17 protein-coding genes are annotated in these 17,231 nt (G+C 56.5%); 9 read left to right on the top strand and 8 right to left on the bottom strand.

All coding sequences use genetic code 11. The features are described 5' to 3' along the window. Positions 1-2 precede the first annotated feature (2 nt). Together AC0Z4S_RS12995 and AC0Z4S_RS13000 are read left to right on the top strand one after the other, a co-directional pair. Positions 3-1,112 carry an HlyD family secretion protein gene (locus AC0Z4S_RS12995; RefSeq protein ID WP_485623291.1) on the top strand — a complete coding sequence of 370 codons (1,110 nt, stop codon included), beginning with the start codon at positions 3-5 and terminating at the stop codon, positions 1,110-1,112. Continuing rightward, positions 1,109-2,701, top strand: a complete 1,593-nt coding sequence (locus AC0Z4S_RS13000; RefSeq protein ID WP_485623292.1) for a DHA2 family efflux MFS transporter permease subunit — start codon at positions 1,109-1,111, stop codon at positions 2,699-2,701. The genes AC0Z4S_RS12995 and AC0Z4S_RS13000 overlap by 4 nt, the downstream gene beginning before the upstream one ends. 110 nt (positions 2,702-2,811) lie before the next feature. Here the strand turns inward: AC0Z4S_RS13000 and AC0Z4S_RS13005 are convergent, their stop codons facing one another. Beyond that, positions 2,812-3,252 (bottom strand): carboxymuconolactone decarboxylase family protein, encoded by a 441-nt coding sequence (locus AC0Z4S_RS13005; RefSeq protein WP_042609087.1) that lies wholly within the window; start codon positions 3,250-3,252, stop codon positions 2,812-2,814. 189 nt (positions 3,253-3,441) lie between these two features. Between AC0Z4S_RS13005 and AC0Z4S_RS13010 the strand changes: the two genes are divergently transcribed. Continuing rightward, positions 3,442-3,774, top strand: coding sequence for a hypothetical protein (locus tag AC0Z4S_RS13010; RefSeq protein ID WP_485623293.1), 333 nt, complete (start codon positions 3,442-3,444; stop codon positions 3,772-3,774). A gap of 160 nt (positions 3,775-3,934) precedes the next feature. Here AC0Z4S_RS13010 and AC0Z4S_RS13015 read toward each other — a convergent pair whose 3' ends face one another. From AC0Z4S_RS13015 to AC0Z4S_RS13025, 3 genes are all read right to left on the bottom strand, one after another. Next, the gene (locus tag AC0Z4S_RS13015; protein WP_485623294.1) at positions 3,935-5,503 is read right to left on the bottom strand and encodes a sensor domain-containing diguanylate cyclase; all 1,569 of its coding nucleotides are present in this window, start codon (positions 5,501-5,503) and stop codon (positions 3,935-3,937) included. A 174-nt stretch (positions 5,504-5,677) separates the two neighbouring features. Next, entirely contained in the window at positions 5,678-6,451 is a 774-nt protein-coding gene (locus AC0Z4S_RS13020; protein WP_485623296.1) for an aldolase, read from the bottom strand. A gap of 11 nt (positions 6,452-6,462) precedes the next feature. After that, positions 6,463-7,170 carry a haloacid dehalogenase type II gene (locus AC0Z4S_RS13025; RefSeq protein ID WP_485623297.1) on the bottom strand — a complete coding sequence of 236 codons (708 nt, stop codon included), beginning with the start codon at positions 7,168-7,170 and terminating at the stop codon, positions 6,463-6,465. Between the two features lie 109 nt (positions 7,171-7,279). Between AC0Z4S_RS13025 and AC0Z4S_RS13030 the strand changes: the two genes are divergently transcribed. Next, complete coding sequence (locus AC0Z4S_RS13030; protein WP_485623298.1) at positions 7,280-8,137, top strand: LysR substrate-binding domain-containing protein; 858 nt, start codon at positions 7,280-7,282, stop codon at positions 8,135-8,137. A gap of 16 nt (positions 8,138-8,153) precedes the next feature. On the opposite strand, the gene AC0Z4S_RS13035 is transcribed toward AC0Z4S_RS13030, so the two are convergent. The 3 genes from AC0Z4S_RS13035 to AC0Z4S_RS13045 form a co-directional block, all read right to left on the bottom strand. After that, a complete protein-coding gene (locus AC0Z4S_RS13035) occupies positions 8,154-8,675 on the bottom strand; it encodes a hypothetical protein (RefSeq protein ID WP_485623299.1) in 522 nt (173 codons plus the stop codon). After that, entirely contained in the window at positions 8,675-8,986 is a 312-nt protein-coding gene (locus AC0Z4S_RS13040; RefSeq protein ID WP_485623301.1) for a hypothetical protein, read from the bottom strand. Before AC0Z4S_RS13040 ends, AC0Z4S_RS13035 begins: the two co-directional genes overlap by 1 nt. Before the next feature lie 134 nt (positions 8,987-9,120). Beyond that, entirely contained in the window at positions 9,121-9,789 is a 669-nt protein-coding gene (locus tag AC0Z4S_RS13045; RefSeq protein ID WP_485623302.1) for a ribonuclease T2 family protein, read from the bottom strand. 164 nt (positions 9,790-9,953) lie between these two features. Here AC0Z4S_RS13045 and AC0Z4S_RS13050 point away from each other — a divergent pair, with 164 nt between their 5' ends. Together AC0Z4S_RS13050 and AC0Z4S_RS13055 are read left to right on the top strand one after the other, a co-directional pair. Further along, a complete protein-coding gene (locus tag AC0Z4S_RS13050; protein WP_485623303.1) occupies positions 9,954-10,424 on the top strand; it encodes a hypothetical protein in 471 nt (156 codons plus the stop codon). 99 nt (positions 10,425-10,523) lie between these two features. Beyond that, complete coding sequence (locus AC0Z4S_RS13055; RefSeq protein ID WP_485623304.1) at positions 10,524-11,312, top strand: transporter substrate-binding domain-containing protein; 789 nt, start codon at positions 10,524-10,526, stop codon at positions 11,310-11,312. A gap of 93 nt (positions 11,313-11,405) precedes the next feature. Here the strand turns inward: AC0Z4S_RS13055 and AC0Z4S_RS13060 are convergent, their stop codons facing one another. Continuing rightward, positions 11,406-11,768 carry a DUF6124 family protein gene (locus tag AC0Z4S_RS13060; protein WP_485623306.1) on the bottom strand — a complete coding sequence of 121 codons (363 nt, stop codon included), beginning with the start codon at positions 11,766-11,768 and terminating at the stop codon, positions 11,406-11,408. A gap of 1,466 nt (positions 11,769-13,234) precedes the next feature. Between AC0Z4S_RS13060 and AC0Z4S_RS13065 the strand changes: the two genes are divergently transcribed. From AC0Z4S_RS13065 to AC0Z4S_RS13075, 3 genes are all read left to right on the top strand, one after another. Further along, positions 13,235-14,935, top strand: coding sequence for an AIPR family protein (locus AC0Z4S_RS13065; protein WP_485623308.1), 1,701 nt, complete (start codon positions 13,235-13,237; stop codon positions 14,933-14,935). Between the two features lie 678 nt (positions 14,936-15,613). After that, positions 15,614-16,600, top strand: a complete 987-nt coding sequence (locus AC0Z4S_RS13070; RefSeq protein ID WP_485623309.1) for a polymorphic toxin type 44 domain-containing protein — start codon at positions 15,614-15,616, stop codon at positions 16,598-16,600. Continuing rightward, on the top strand, positions 16,587-17,006 hold the full coding sequence (locus AC0Z4S_RS13075; protein ID WP_485623310.1) for a hypothetical protein: 420 nt from the start codon (positions 16,587-16,589) through the stop codon (positions 17,004-17,006). The genes AC0Z4S_RS13070 and AC0Z4S_RS13075 overlap by 14 nt, the downstream gene beginning before the upstream one ends. The last annotated feature ends 225 nt before the right edge of the window (positions 17,007-17,231 follow it).

The following is a 17,231-nucleotide window of genomic DNA, read 5'->3' on the forward strand; positions in this document are numbered from 1 at the left end:
CCATGACCAGCATGCCCTCCCCCGATTCTGTTCCGGTCAAGACCCGGCCTCCCCTGTTCAAACGCCTTTTGATCGCCGGCAGCGTTTTGCTGGTGTTGATTCTGGCGGTCATGTACGCCTTGCACTGGTGGGGCGCCGGACGCTTTCTCGAGGAGACCGACGATGCCTACATCGGTGGCAACGTCACGGTGATCGGGCCGAAAGTTGCCGGCTACATCGAAGAGGTGCTGGTGGGCGACAACCAGTCGGTGAAGGCCGGCGATGTGTTGATCCGCCTCGATGCCCGGGACTATCGCGCCAATCTGGCCAAGGCCGAAGGCGCTGTTGCGGCGGAAGAAGCGCTGCTGGCCAACCTCGACGCCACCGAGCAATTGCAGCACGCGGTGATCGGTCAGGCCCGCGCCGGCATCGACGCAGCAAGCGCGGAAACGGCGCGATCACGGGATGACAACATGCGTTACAAACGCCTGGTAAGCAGCAACGCAGTGTCGGTGGAAAGTGCGCAGCGCGCCGACGCTACCTTTAAGACCGCACAAGCCCTGAGCGCCCGAGCGCAGGCCGAACTGCTCGCCGCGCAACGGCAACTGGCGGTGATCGAAACCCGGAAACAACAAGCCCGCGCCGCCCTGCAGCAGGCCCGCGCTGAACGTGATCTGGCCGAATTGAACCTCGATTACACCGAACTGCGCGCGCCGGTCGATGGGGTGATCGGCAATCGCCGCGCCAGGGTCGGCGCCTATGCCCAGGCCGGTTCGCAACAACTGTCGGTGGTGCCGGCCAGCGGTCTGTGGGTCGATGCCAATTTCAAGGAAGATCAACTGGCGCGGATGAAACGCGGGCAACGCGTGAGCATCCGCGCCGACGTGCTGTCCGGGCAGAAATTTCACGGCCATCTCGACAGCCTCGCCCCGGCCACCGGCTCACTGTTCAGCGTGTTGCCGCCGGAAAACGCCACCGGCAACTTCACCAAAATCGTCCAGCGTGTACCGGTCAGAATCGTCCTTGATCCGGCCGATGGCGTGCTCGGTCACCTGCGCCCGGGTCTGTCGGTGACCGCTGAAGTCGACACCCGCGCCGAGCCGGAAACCTCCGCCGTGGCTGTCGCGCCATGAGCACCCGCCTCGCCGCTCCTGCGCAACCGTTCAATGCGGCAGACATGAGCACTGCGACCAAGGTGTTTGCCTTCGCCACCATGTGCATCGGCATGTTCATCGCCCTGCTGGATATCCAGATCGTGTCGGCGTCGTTGCGCGATATCGGCGGTGGCCTGTCCGCCGGCACCGACGAAACTGCGTGGGTGCAGACAAGCTACCTGATCGCCGAAATCATCGTGATTCCGTTGTCGGGCTGGTTGTCGCGGGTGTTTTCCACGCGCTGGTTGTTCTGCGCCTCGGCGGTCGGTTTCACCCTCGCCAGTCTGCTCTGCGGCCTGGCTTGGAACATCCAGAGCATGATCGCCTTCCGCGCATTGCAAGGCTTTCTCGGCGGCTCGATGATTCCGCTGGTGTTCACCACCGCGTTCTTTTTCTTCACTGGCAAGCAACGGGTGATTGCCGCCGCGACCATCGGCGCGGTGGCTTCGCTGGCACCGACGCTGGGGCCGGTGATCGGTGGCTGGATTACTGACATTTCTTCGTGGCACTGGCTGTTCTATATCAATCTGGTGCCGGGGATTTTCGTCGCCGTGGCGGTGCCGATGCTGGTCAGGATCGATCAGCCGGAACTGTCGCTGCTCAAGGGTGCGGACTACCTGAGCATGGTCTTGCTCGCGCTGTTTCTCGGCTGTCTGGAATACACCCTCGAAGAAGGTCCGCGCTGGAACTGGTTCAGCGACCAGACGATCCTCACCACCGCGTGGATCAGTGGTTTGGCCGGCCTGGCCTTCATTGGCCGTACGCTGCACGTAGCCAATCCGATCGTCGATCTGCGCGCCTTGAAGGATCGCAACTTCGCCCTCGGTTGCTTCTTTTCCTTCGTCACCGGCATCGGCCTGTTCGCAACAATCTACCTGACGCCGCTGTTTCTCGGCCGCGTGCGCGGCTACAGCGCGCTGGACATTGGTATGGCGGTTTTCTCCACCGGGGTGTTCCAGATTCTGGCGATTCCGCTGTACGCCTTTCTGGCCAATCGCATCGATCTGCGCTGGATCATGATGCTCGGCCTGGGCCTGTTTGCCTTGTCGATGTGGGAGTTCAGCCCGATCACCCACGACTGGGGCGCCGGGGAATTGATGCTGCCGCAAGCGCTGCGCGGGATTGCCCAGCAACTGGCGGTGCCGCCAGCGGTGACGTTGACGTTGGGTGGACTGGCACCGTCGCGACTCAAACACGCGTCAGGGTTGTTCAACCTGATGCGCAACCTCGGTGGCGCAATTGGCATCGCTGCCTGCGCGACCATTCTCAATGACCGCACCAACCTGCATTTCACGCGGTTGGCCGAGCATCTGAACAGCAGCAATGAGGCGATGAACCAGTGGCTGTCGCAGGTCGGTGGCAACTTCGCCAGTCTCGGTCAGAGCGGCGATGTCGGCGTCACCGCCAGCCTGCGCCAGTTGTGGCTGGTGACGTATCGCGAGGCGCAGACGCAGACCTATGGCGATACGTTTCTGATGATCATGGTCTGCTTCATCATCGCCACGGCGATGGTGCCCTTGATGCGCAAGGTGCAACCGCCGGCGGCGCCGAGTGCAGATGGGCATTGATGTTCCGCCCGTAGGAGCTGCCGAAGGCTGCGATCTTTTGATCTTGCCTTTTGAAAGCAAAGTCAAAAGATCGCAGCCTTCGGCAGCTCCTACAACGGATTGTGGGCAGCTTAAGCCTGCGGCAATTTGCGGAAGCCCACCGCCAGGCGATTCCAGCCGTTGATGGTGTTGATCGCCACGGTCAGGTCAACCAGCTCCTTCGGCGAGAATTGCGCAGCGACCACGTCGTAATCTTCGTCCGGCGCGTGGGTCAGGCTCAGTTGTGTCAGCGACTCGGTCCAGAGCAGCGCGGCACGTTCGCGCTCGCTGAAGAACGGCGCTTCGCGCCATGCCGTCACTGCGAACAGGCGGCGCGGGGTTTCGCCATCCTTGATCGCGTCGGCGGTGTGCATGTCGATGCAGAATGCGCAGCCGTTGATCTGCGAGGCGCGCAGCTTGACCAGTTCGATCAGGCTCTTTTCCAGCGGCAGTTTCGAGACGGCATTTTCCAGCGCCATCATCGCTTTCAAGGCATCGGGGGAAGCGGTGTAGAAATCGGCACGAGGTTGCATGGTGGGCTCCGGGGTAGCGATTGAATGTGTGGCTACGTTAGTCCCCGGGGGTGGTTCGGCAAATAGCCAATATTGCAGAAGAACGGTAGGCCACTCGGCGCAGCGACTGACCGCTCGTCACTCGACCGGCACCAAGGCTTGGGCGCGCAAGACCAATATCAGGTAATCCCCTTTTTCAGGAGACGTACCATGATGACGCGCAAACTCACTTCGTTGTTGTTGGCCGGCCTGCTCGCCACGGCATCCGCCGCCAGCTTCGCCGCCAATGACAGCACCGACGCGACGGGCACCAAGTCCGGCGGCGCCAGCAGCTCGACCATGCCGCCTGACAATACCCCGGGCTCGCCATCGGGCAGCACCGGCTCCGGAACCAATAACGGCACCGGCACGGGGACTGGTTCGAGCATGGGCACCGGCACGGGCACCAACGGCGGCGCCAGCGGTTCGGGTTCCGGCGCGGGTGGCGGTACCGGTTCGGCCGGCGGCGGCACAGGTGGTGCGGGCGGTGGCACGGGCGGCTGAACGAACAAGAGTCATCCCAGATAGTCCTGAATACATCACGGACCATTGTGGGAGCGAGCCTGCTCGCGAAAGCGGTGTATCAGTCAACAAATATTGTGACTGACATGCCCTCTTCGCGAGCAGGCTCGCTCCCACTTTCTATTTATGTGAATTGAAAGAATCAGCGATCCGAACGCATCAGCTCGGCAAAACCCTCTTCCGGCGCGAATACCGCAGCGCGATTACGCCCGGCATTTTTCGCCTGATACAACGCCGCATCCGCACGCTGGATAAACACCTGCGGACTGTCGTTGCCGTGCGGAATAAATGAATAACAGCCCAGGCTCACAGTGAGATAACCGGTCGGTGAACCACTGTGAATGATGTGCTTGTCGATCACGCTGCGGCGTATCTGCCCGGCAATCGCCAACGCCCCATTGATATCGGTGTCCGGCAACAGCACGGCGAACTCCTCGCCGCCGTATCGTACCGCCAGATCCGACTTGCGCTGGCAGCAGGTCTTCACCACCTGCGCCACTTGGGCCAGACATTGATCGCCGGCGACATGGCCGTAAGCATCGTTGTAGCGCTTGAAAAAATCGATATCGAGCATGATCAGGCTGACCGGACTCACCTGGCGCGCGCCACGGGCAAATTCGATGTCCAGCGAACGCTCGAACAAGCGTCGATTGGCCAGTCCGGTGAGGCTGTCGTGGGTGGCGATCTGCTCCAGCGCCAGTTGCGCCTTGCGCAGGTTTTTCTCGATGCGCTCACCATCGCGCACCTGATGAATGAACACCCAGCCGAACAGGCCAATCCCGAGGATCACCAGCGCGACAATCACGCTGGACTGGAAAGCGCGGTCGTACCAGCCCTGCAGAATGGTGTCTTGCGAAGTCGCGGCGGAGACTACGAGCGGATACGAGGCGAGCTGTTGATAGCCATACAATCGGGTCACGCCATCGACCACCGAATTGAGCATCGCCGTGCCCGCGTTAGCATTGGGCAACAGAGTCTGATAGATCTCGCCGTGGGCTACCGAGGTGTTGATCAGCGACTCATCGAAGGGCCGTCGCGCGAGCAAGGTGCCGTCGGTCAGCGCCATGAACATGATGCCGCTGTCATCAAGGCTGAAACTTTTGAAGAACTGATCGAAGTACGACATGCGGATGCCGGCCATCAGCACGCCCTGAAAATTGCCGACCTGGTCGTTGACGCGTCTGGAGATCGGGATGATCCACTCGCCATTTTCACGGCTGCGAATCGCCGGACCGATGTGCGCCACGGTCGAGGCGTTCTGCTGATGGAACCTGAAATATTCGCGATCGGCCACGCCGTTGCCACGGGGCAGATTGGGGAAAGAAGTGATGACCCATTGCCCTTCCCGATCAAAGAGAAAGATGCCGTGCAACTGATCCAGTTGCTGCGCGCGGCGGGCAAAGATTCTTTGTAACCGTGGACGCTGCGTCGCCCCATAGCCATCGTCCTGAATCCAGTCGACCAGGCTGGTCATCACCAGATCGGCCGCCCGCACGGTGTCTTCGGCCTGCTGGGCCATGGCCCGGGTCAGGTTGCCCGAAGCCATCTTCGCCACCGCCAGATCCTGACGCCGCGACTGCTCCAGTTGCAGATACAGCAGACCGCACAGGCACAGGCTCACCGCAACGATGAACAGCACCGCCGCTTTGCGCAGCGGCAGGCGCTTGAGCGTGCCGGGGGCCTGATGCGGATCGTGAATGGGGATTGGCAAAAGCATGTCCTGGGCAGGTACGACAGGGGCGCGAGCCCGAAACCCTTGTGTTCGTGAGCGTAGCCCACCGGGATGCACGGAGCAAACGCCCGCCTCCCGCCCAGTTATCGGCGCCTCGCGAGTTTGGATGATCGCTTTTCGTCGATTTATTTGCGATTGCTTCTTTCCGGTTAATCAGTTGTGCAGGGCCAGCCGCCGCATCGCGCTGCTCAGATGCGCGCGAGCACTTTGCGCATCGCCTTCGCGCATTTGTTCATAGGCGCGCTGCGCAATGGCGTGGGGCACCGGTTTCAATTCGCGCTGGCTGGCCATGGCCAGCAGTTGTACCTGCGCGGCGCGTTCCAGGTAATACAGATCGTCCCAGGCTTCGGCGATGCTCGGCGCGGCGACGATGACACCGTGGTTTTTCAGAAAAAGAATATCGGCGTCGCCCATGACACTGGCGATGCGGTCGCCTTCGGATGCGTCCAGCGCGAGACCGTTGTAATCCTCATCCACCGCCGTACGCCCGTAGAACTTCAGCGCGGTCTGCCCCAGCCACAGCAGCGGCGGACCTTGCAGCAGGCACAACGCCGTGGCGTGCGGCATGTGCGTGTGGAACGCGACTTTCACCCTTGGCAATTGTTGGTGCAGGCGCGCGTGGATGTAGAACGCCGTGGCTTCGGGCTTGCCTTCGCCATCGACCACGTTGCCGGCGAAGTCGCAGACCAGCAGATTCTGCGCCGTCACTTCCGAGAAAGCGTAGCCGTAGGGATTGACCAGAAACAGATCATCATGCCCCGGCAGCATCGCCGAAAAGTGATTGCAGATGCCCTCCTCCAGGCCATGCAAGGCCGCCAGTTGAAAGCAGGCGGCGAGTTCGTTGCGAGCAGTGCTTATCGCCTCGGTTTCGAGATTCCGTGTCGGTATTGGTCTGGTTTTGGCTGTGCCGCTCAGGGTGTGCGCCATGGCGATTCTCCTTAGATCCAGCCGAGGGATTTGAACAGCGACAGCACGTGGTCGAGGCTGGGCAGAATCGCGTCGGGGCGATAGTCCGGCAACAACTGCCGGCCCGTGCCGCGATCGATCCACACGCAACGAAAGCCCATGTCCCGCGCCGCTGTGTGATCAAGCATGGGGCTGGCGCAGATGTGCACCACTTCATCCCTTGTCACGGCCAATTGCTGATGAGCGTAGTCGAACAGCCGTGGCGCCGGTTTGTAGGCACCGGCCTGTTGCGCGGTGATCACCCGGTCGATATGGCCACCGAGCTGCACGACGTTGCCGGCGATGATGTCGTCATCGGTGTTGGAGACGATGCACAGCTTGAAACCCATGGATTTAAGTTGCGCAAGGGTGTCTACCACTTCGGCAAAGGGCGGCATGTTCGGAATGGCGGCCGCCAGACGCTGACTGTCTTCAGGCAGGCTCGGCAAGCCCAATTCTTCCAGAGCCAGTTGCAGACCGAGGGTGCTCAATTCGCGAAAGGGTCGGTGCGGTGGGGTTTGTTCGAGGCGGTGCTCGTGACGGTCGTAGACTTCAATCAGCTTATCGGCGTCGATGGCGTGCTCGCCCTTCTCACCGAGGATTTTTTCGACAACGGCTTTCAGGCCTTCGTCCCATTGAATCAGCGTGCCGTAGCAATCGAAGGTCAGCCATTGCGGGCGTGGCGTATTGTTCAAGGTCATCGGTCGATTCCTCCAGAGTGAGGACTTCAGCTTATGAGCGCGCGGTGATAGTGTGAAATTAAATAAACACGCGATCGTCATTTGCAAAACCACTATCAGGGCCGTCACCATGCTGGATCTGGAACTGCTGAAAACCTTCGTCTGTGTGGTCGACGAAGGCAGCTTCACCCGCGCTGCCGAGCGTGTGCACCGCACGCAATCGACGGTCAGCCAGCAGGTGCGCAAACTCGAAGATCTGGTCGGCCACCCTCTACTCCTGCGCGACCGCAGCGGATTGAACGCTGCCGTCACCGAGCACGGCGAATTGCTGATCCACTACGCGCGTCGATTGCTGGCGCTGTCCGCCGAAGCCAGCCAAGCACTGGCCAGCGATGTCGACCTGGAAGTGCTGCGCATCGGCATGCCGGAAGACTTCGATGCGCGGCGCATGGCGCTGATCCTCGCCGGCTTCACCCGCAGCCATCCGCAAGCGCGCCTGGAAACCATCAGTGGCATGAGCCTCGACCTGCGCCAACGCCTTGATGGTGGCGATATCGACATCGCCCTGATCAAACGCGAACCCGACAGCGGCCCGGCATGGGCGACCTGGCCGGAGCGACTGGTGTGGGTCAAAGGCCCCGAGTTCGATACCGCCAGCGGCGTGCTGCCGCTGGCGTTGTTTCCCCAGGGCTGCCTGTATCGACAACGGGCGATTCGCCTGCTCGACATGGCGCAACGACCATGGCGAGTGGCGTTTGGTAGCCACAGCCTGACCGGGATTCAAGCGGCGGTGGCGTCCGGATTGGGGGTTTCGGTGCTGCCGGTTTCGGCGGTTTTGCCGGAGCATGAGGTGTGTGCGGATTTGCCGGAGTTGGCGCCGACGGAACTGGCGCTGGTTAGTCGGGAAGGGGTTTTGAGCGGGTTGCAGCGGGGGTTGGTGGAGTTTTTGCGTGGGGAGTTGGGGGTGGATGCGGGGGGATTTGCGTGAGTCCCCCCGGGGTTGTTTATTCGGGTTTGTTGATTTCCCGGAGCAGGTCGGCGGTGGGGATGTTCATGGTGTTTGAGTAGTAGGTTTTGTAGCCAAAGGCAGTGACAAATAGTTTGCAGGGAATCTGGCTTTTGTTGGAGAGAAGGTTGTTTAGCTCCGTTGTAGACAGGTGACGTTCTGAACTACGGCTGCTGGAGGTTTCAACGAGAAACGCGCTGGTGAGATAAGAAAATTTCCCTCCGTTTAGCGGTTCCCCGTCAGACTCAATCAAACCTACCGCGGAAAACTGCATCGCTTTCTCAATGGAGAAATCATGATCGTCCCCCAACGCACACGTCAGAAAACCTGCAATCATCCCTTTTCCCTGTCCTTTATCAAACAGGTTCAGGACATCCACATCCGATTGGTATCGGATGTCATATAAAAGCGTCCTCTCTCGTTTCACGGACACGAAACTCAAGTTCGCTGAAGGCTTTGAATGGTCTTTAGCACATCCGGAGCAAACAATGAGCAATACACAGATGATCAATCTGGACATCAAGAAAACTCCTTCATGATCGAAGCCAACAACAAATCGCTCGCCGAATTGCCACCGGAAATAGGCGCGTCAAACAGCTCCAGCGCATTTGCATGACTGGTATCGACGTTTACGTTCAAAGAAGGTCCACAAGAAACAATCCACTTCTCACCAAAGTCAGCTACACCATCTGATGAATTTGTATTGGTAGGTGTTGCTTTGATGTTGATCCATTCGACAGCGACTGGGTCAGGTCGCTGGCGATATATGTCTGAGCCGATCCAGACAAGAGCACCTTCGCCAACCGGATCCAAAGTAATCAGCATCTGCATTCTGTATCCCCTGAGATGTTTCGTACAGATCCTTTGAGGCGCGCAGCATGCGCGAATTTGCCAGGAGCTACAAATCTTCAGGCAAAAAAAAGGCGCTCATGCGAGCGCCTCTTTTCCTGGGCCGTTACGGATGCTCAACGTGCCGGCGGCACCCGAATATCCCCCGCGCGGCACTGAGTCTTCACCCCTTTGCCACACGCGCCGAATTGCAAATCCTTGCCCATGCACACCCGCACTTCCGAGAGCTGCGGGCCGCTGCAAACCACCGCAATTCCATCCTCGGGAATACCCGGATTGGCCTTGCGAAACAGATCGACAATCTCCTGCGCTTCGAAGTAGTACGACGTCGAGCCGAACGGCTGCAACGCCTGCGGAATCTTCACCGCGCCCAAGGCCTGATCGGACTTGTCCAGATAGCCCATCGCACCAAGACCGCTGCAGGTGCCGTGCTTGGACCATTCGTGATCGAGTAGTTTTTTCGTGGGGTACATCGTCAGGCCTTTGCTAGTTTCTGCCGCCGACAGCGTTGTGAGCGGCGGGCAGGATTCTGGCCAGCCACCCTTGGCATATTGCGGCCACAAGCCGTGCAGGACAAACCCATAACCCTTGCCGGTGCATTGCGCATCGTCCTTGTGCGTCAGACAAAAGGTCGGCGACCAGGACAGCGCCAGCAGGTAGTAGTCGAACACCCCCGCCACCGATTCCGCCTGCGCTTTGTTCGATGACGGCTGACGCGCCGAGCTCATGCCGATGCTACCGGCCGTCAGCGCAATCAGCGCCAGAATTGTAAACAGCTTTTTCATTGACCCATTCCTTGGGACGCCTGCGTCCGTGGTTTTCGTTGATGGCCAGCGTTGGCCAGCGCTGATTTCGACACGTTTGTATTGCAAGCGCATGACGCAAGGCAAGGCCCTGCGCCGTGCAAAGGTCTACGCTGAACAGGCAGACATCCAACAAGGGAACCGACATGAGTAAAGCAGACGAACTCGCCGCCAGACTCAAGCAGACCCGGCATACCCAGGCTGATGCGGCGCTGGAAATCGATTGCTGGCCTGCTCAGGTGTACGACTTGTACCACCGCATAGAAGCCTGGCTGCAGCCAGTCACCGAAGTAGGACTGAAGATTCGCCGCAATCCTACGCACGTTTGCGAAACGTCGCCGGACGGCGAAAGCCACGACTACGCCATCGACCAGTTGGTGATCGAAGCGAACCATCACAGTTTGATGTTCGATCCGATTGCGCGGTTTACCGAGGATGGTTGCGGGCGTGTCGAAATCAAAGTGCCAGGGCGCGATCAGTCCTTGCTGCGCACCGTTGACGAGCACGGCGAAAGCCACTGGTGGTTGCAGACTATCGAGACCGGCCAGGAGCTGGATGCGATTGCACTGACGGAAAACAATCTGCTGCAAGTAGTGCAGCAAGGGCTGGGCCTCTAACGGATCAATATTGACGGTCACGGCGGACTGGATCAACGGTGAGAACGTGTTTAACTTCGAACACGTTCTTCCCGCCCACTCCAGAGAAAAGTCCGACAGATGCCAACGACAAAAACCACATTCCTGCTCGGTGCATTGCTCGCGTTGCCTTTCACCGCTCAGGCAGCCGAACCGTCAACCCACCTCGACAGCATCCAGCAACAAGGCCAGTTGCGCGTCTGTACCACCGGCGACTACAAGCCTTACACCTTCAAGCGCAGCGATGGCGACTTCGAAGGCATCGACATCAGCATGGCCCGCACCCTGGCCGACAGCCTCGGCGTCAAGGTGCAATGGGTGCAGACCACCTGGAAAACCCTGATGCCCGACATGCAGGCTGGCAAATGCGACATCGGCATGGGCGGCATCTCGGTCACCCTCGAACGGCAGAAAAAAGCCTACTTCAGCAACACCCTCGACACCGACGGCAAGATCCCGCTGGTGCGCTGCGCCGACCAGTCCAGATACCAGACCATCGAACAGATCAACCAGCCCGACGTACGCCTGGTGGAACCTGCCGGCGGCACCAACGAAGCCTTCGTCCACGCCTTCCTGCCCAAAGCCCAACTGGCGCTGCACGACAACGTGACGATCTTCCAGCAACTGCTCGACAACAAAGCCGACGTGATGATCACTGACGCCTCCGAAGCGCTGTATCAGCAGAAACTCAAACCGGGCCTGTGCGCGGTGAATCCGCATCAGTACATGCAATACGGTGAGAAGGCGTACCTGCTGCCGCGCGATGACATCAGCTGGAAACTGTATGTCGATCAGTGGCTGCATTTGAGCAAGGTCACGGGCAAATATCAGCAGACTTTGAGTGAGTGGATTGCGGTGCCTGCACAGTAGCCGTTACTCGTCGTGCAGCGGTGACAGCATATGTTCAACTAGCCATTTAGCCTCGCGGTGACGGATAACCGCTCCGTCACCGCGAGGTTCGCTTCAAGCCTTCACTTCGACTTTGTCCAACGCCTGATTTACTGCGATCTCTCCGAGCATCACCACTTGGGCGATGCCCAACAATGTCTTGCGCTGCGAGTTTTCCAATAACGCTGCGAAGTCGTTGAGCATGGTGCTGGCCGAACCCAGCGATTCGCTGGCATTGGCCAACAGCGATTCGCTGTCGTACGCAGGGTTGGCGAGGAACATGCGTTCGGGCTGGTTGGTAGAGGCCTTGATGTGACTGGCGGAGCCCAGGTGGTAATCCAGCGCGCGCTCGGCGGCGTCGTGGAGTTTTTTTGAGTCTGGGGATTTGTTGGGGGATGCGGGATCGGTGTCCGGCGGATTGGGCGTGACTTTGAACATGGATGAAGCCTCTAGCGCGATTACCAAAAGGAGCCATCACCCTCGCTACCAAACGAAGGGTGGCGGCCATACGCGGGTTGGTAGACCGGTCGCACTAGAACCCGGCGCCCACGAATGGACCCCACGCATGACCACCATGATATTCGAGCGCTGAGAAGCGGCCTGAATCAGGTGACGCAATGCATCTAGACACGAAGCGGGCTACCAAACCCGATCACTGATTTCAGTGACCCAGGGACGATAGAACCCGCAGGCTAGACGCACAAGCCGGCGGATTCTGTCTTAGGTGTAGGGGGAGGCGCAAGACAACGTAGGCTCTGGATGACTTTCACCAGTCGGATTTAAACAAGCGCCTGCGCAACCGTTTAAACGGATATTGAAGGACAGGAAACAGGCAGAAATACACTTCCTCCCATCAGGCCGAGCGCGTCGGAGACCAGTTCAAACCACAAACGGCGCCTCGCAAGCCTTTGCCTGTTCGCAGACCTGATAAACTCTTGCGCCTTCGCCTTCTTGATCCAGATTCCTCACATGTCCCTACAACCCGCCCCACTCTCCCGCCGTTTTTCCGTCGCCCCCATGATGGATCGGACTGACACTTCTTTTACCTCCCGCAAATAAAGGGACGAACACCCCGCCGCCAGCCCGTGTACCAGTTGCGTACCAGTCCTGTTTTCCTCCCTCCTACTCCCATGCCTTCTGCCGAATGCGTTAGCAATTTTTAAGCAGCGGTTCTCGGCTCCAATCCTGGCACTGTCTATCGTCGGCAAGGGTGAGCCTTTGTGAGAGTTAAAACCGCGTGCATGAAAGGCCAGCAAACCTCCCCGTCTTCGCTTACCCCGTTTTCATGTTGACCCCTGGGAAAAAGGTGATATTGGTAATTTCCTTTTTTATCGACGACAAAACCAAATAGAATCAATGGGTTAGATGACTTATTCAAAGGTAATAGAGGAGTTAGAAAATTACCCTTAGGCGTAGCATTTTCATGTCCCTACAAAAGCCTTGAAAATCAATCACTTAGAAAAACATCACTTCTTCCCTTACCTAATATTACCTTCAAAGGTAATACGTCGAAGCCACGTCCTATAAGGGCTGGAGCCATTTTTCGCATCTGCTTACCAAAATTACCTTTTTCCCAGCCCCGAACTGAAATCAGCTCCCTCAGGTGCCCTGCTATGCTTCCTCTTTCCGAATGGAGCCGAATGCATGGCCAGCGAACATTCACTTTCCGTGGTTCTAGAAAGAATGTACGAATACCATCTCGTTCTCGAAGCGGCGCCAATGGAGTGGGTACTCCTCGCAGAGCAGCAGGGTCACGAAATTGTCGGGCAAAATGCTCGCTGTGCCTTGGAGCGAATCTCTCATCACGGCGTCAGCGAAAGCAGCAGTCTCGGGAGGAATAAGTTTGGATTGTGCTCCGTTACAAATTCTGTCTAATATTGCCGACCACATCTAGGGATAGAAAAATGCACCTCGTAACTAAATCTTACTTTGATACTTTCTGCAAAGATTTTGGCGCTCCATTTGACGAGTCAAAAAACTTTGAGGCTTTCGTAAACTACTGCGCCTTTTCTAAGTACTCAGGAGACAAAGTCGAAGCAACTGATTTAGTTTATGAAGGTGCAGATCCAGGTATAGATGGCGCTCTATTATTTCTCGACGATCGCGCTGTTTTTTCATTGGAAGAACTGGAAGAAATATTCGAAACGAGCAGACGCGAATACAAGGTCACGATCGTACTAACTCAAGCGAAAAGGTCTGTCACTTGGTCCAAGCAAGAGGTAGATTCATTTATTGCTGCAGTGGTTGATTATTTATCAGAATCGCCTGCACAACCTCACAGCCCGTACTTGGCGACCTTCAAAGAGATGTTTGAAAAAGTTTTTGAAAACATCGGTAGAATTCGAGGCGGACTGCCCGATCTCCACGCTTATTTCTTTTCCGCAGCCCCGGATACAGATGCAGTAGAGATAAACGCTGCATTCCAAGTTGGCGAGGCCGCGCTGAAAAAAATGGGATATTCTAACGAGACTATCCTCATTAAGGCCCATCGCGATGTAATACATGAACTGTGGTTGTCAGCCGACGGCCCTATGGAAGCTAAACTACCAACTGTCGGTTACGCTCCTTTTCCTTTCGCACCTGACATTAATAACGCATATGTTGCCACTGTTACTGCGCGCAACTTTATAGACTCGGTTCTAAAAGACCAAAACGGAACTCCTCGAAAGAAGCTATTCGAAGAAAACGTACGAGACTTCTTGGGAGTAGACGTTGAGGTCAACTCTGAAATTGCCGAAACATTAAATAGCGCTGACAAGAAGCAACGATTCGGCCTTATGAACAATGGCATTACAATTGTAGCATCCAGCATTAGGCCGGCCGGACAAGAAATATTTATTCGCGATTTCCAAATCGTGAATGGATGTCAGACATCAAACATACTTATCTCCTTAGACGCACAAGTTGACAACACAGTAAGCCTAATGATCAAGCTTATTGAAGCCGACAAACCTTCAGTAATTGACGACATTGTTCGTGCGACAAATAGACAGTCAAAAGTAGAAGACGCGCAATTTATTTCCACACTAGACGCACTGAGAGTTCTGGAGCAGTATTTTAATGCAAGAGGTGCAACGGAACCGAATAGAATCTACTTCGAACGACGCAAGGGACAATATAGAGCGGAAAACGTTGCACCTGCTCGTATATTCGATGCCAGGGAAGTAGCACGCTGTTACGCCGCTGTCGCCATGATGCGCCCCGACCTATCAAGCCGGTATCCAAATAGATTGACTGGCGACCTTTTAAATGATGTTTTTTCTCAAGGTCGCCATGAGGAAGACTATTATACGGCCTGCTACATTTACTACCGACTGAGACTCCTCACAGGCAACAAGAGATTTGATGGCCGATATTCAAAGCTTCGCTGGCACATTATGACAGCAGCATCTAAGTACTGCGGGGCAATGTTTAAGGAGTTTGGTTGCAAAAATAAAAACGAGGCACTATACAATCTATTCTCCGCGAATGATGGAGTATGGTTCGATAGATTGGACTCTCTGATCAGGACTGCGATACCAGACCCAGATATTTCACGCGATTTGTTGAAGTCACCTCCTCTCACTTCAACGGTGTTAGGTAATGTGGACGCTATAACAAATTAAACGACCGCCGATTCTAAAGATGCTGCAAGCGAGAGAGCGCTTGCAGCATTTTCCCGCACTCACCAACTGCTAATTTACTAGAGATCTCATAAACTGCATTCAGCTCATCTTGAGCGCCACCATAGTCTCTCATCCCTTATCAGAATCAGCATTGCCAACCTGTGAAATGTCGAAAACGGTGAAGAAGCCCGTTAAAGCGGGGATTTCCGGTGAAGAACTATCGTAGCTAGAAAATTCTAAAAGGCCTCATTCAACAATATTTCATGAATCGAAAACCTGATAAAGCTATTATTTTTTTCGAGCGCCCCCTTGAAAACCAGGGCCTCCAGCCATTACCAAGTACTCTGAGTTGGTCGTTAGGCGGCATCCATCGATAGCAGTTCTCTGCAAAATATCTCACTTAATGGAAAGGACTGAGACCTCACGACACTGACGGCCGGCCTGGTTGGAGACTTCGTTTGTAGCCGCTAAGGTTTTTCGCAATTTAGCGAGACGGAGTGCGCCGGCGGGAGGGGGATAAGTGCTTTTTCAAGAGAGTTTTTAATGAGGACAGAATTTCGGCCAGCCTTCGGTGATGGCGATCCTCCAACCAACAGATCGCCCTGTCACGGCATCGCGTGGCACTGGAGCTGCTTCGAACCCGCAAAAAGGGCATGCGGATTGCGCTCCACGAACAACTTGCGCAGACATCTTGGCAGTCCGACCAGTCACGGCGGCACAGTTATCACCGGATCAGGTGATGTCGGTGGCGGCTTCGTCATGGGGGACGCTGGCGGTGCAACCATAATCAATTTCATGGTGCTCGGAGCCTTCCTCCCAGACGGATCCGTGGACGATGAGAAGATGGCAACGTTGCTGGCCGACCCGAAACTCACTGAAAAAGCCAAAGCAGCAAACGCTCTGGTTGCGCCAAAGTCCACCGCCAAGCAGCCTGATAAAAAACCCGAAAAGAAACCCGAGCCAAAAGCCGTATCCGCTACCTGTAAAGACCCGGACATGATGGAGCAGCTGGCTGCTTACATCGCGGCCGAGATGAACACCAATATCAATAGCCCAGCCGTTCGCCAGATGAAGGAACTGAACAGCTATGACCCTCATGCAAAAACCAAGGAATACATGGCACTGCCCTTTTACCTTCAGCTCGGTCCCAAGCCAGACTTCTATAGTTTGGCGCTGGGAATGAAGGCCAAGGCTCTGGCTATCTGGACTGAGCGGGTTGGCCAGAATCGCCCATGGGACCACAAACCGATCATCCGCAGGACCATCGGAGGCGTTTGGCACAAACAGGGTGAGTACGACTACTTCTATGACATTTGGTCGAACATTCATTACGGCTATGTGGGCAGGGCTGGCGGCCTATCCGAAAGTGCTTTGCTGGATGGTGCAGGTGGCGAGCAGATCATCTCTGACGCACTACGAAAAGCCCAAGAGGTCGTAACGAAACCAAAAGAACAGTGGGAGTTACCCGGCCCAAACCGTTCAGGCAATGTCGACGGTTTGAGAGCGTGGGACGATGCGCCCGACCGAATATCCATCAGTATCGGCGTGAAGCTCTATCGCCAACATCCCTATGGGGGCATTAACGCCAAAATGATCATGGATCAGGTGCTTGCAGTGCCACCCAAAGAATGGGGAAAAGGAATCAAACTACATGAATGCAAATAAAACCAGACGCCGGTATGGGCGCTGGATCCTTCTGGCGCTCATTGCTCTTCCAATCGCTGTTTGGTACTTCGGCTCCCCCGTCGTAGCGGTGAATTTTTCCCCGAACAGTGAGGAAGAATTTCACTACGTTTGGAACACACAGGACAGGATTCATAGAGGCGATATCAAGCACGGTGGCTCAGCCGTTGAGTTCGGCTACCTATTCCCTGATGACGACTTTTTCATGATGTTCGATTGGTGGACTGATAAAGGTTTTCAGAGGTGCATCGACATCAGCCCCAAATGGGGCCGAACCATTGATATTTATGTGGATGCAACGGGCAGGATCGATATTTCTAAAACCGGCCCGGACGTTATTGCTCGCTTGAAACAATGCACTGGCGAAGCTGACCCATTCCGGCCATGAGTTAGCCGTGAGCTCTCATGACACATTAGGTCGACCACATCGATCGTCATAGATGGGGCGGCTGCGCCCCACTCTACGCCGAGAATGCCATTGACTCTTTCCAGCGCAACCAAGACTGAGCGTGAGTGCAGCCATCGACTTGCTCGACTCCAGCTACCTTGCCCGCATGATCGCCCGCTCATCCAGTTCTGATTCACGCTCGCGTGGTCCGTTTCCGGGGCGGAA

Source organism: Pseudomonas sp. 1L-B-1-E-C1, from assembly GCF_057291835.1.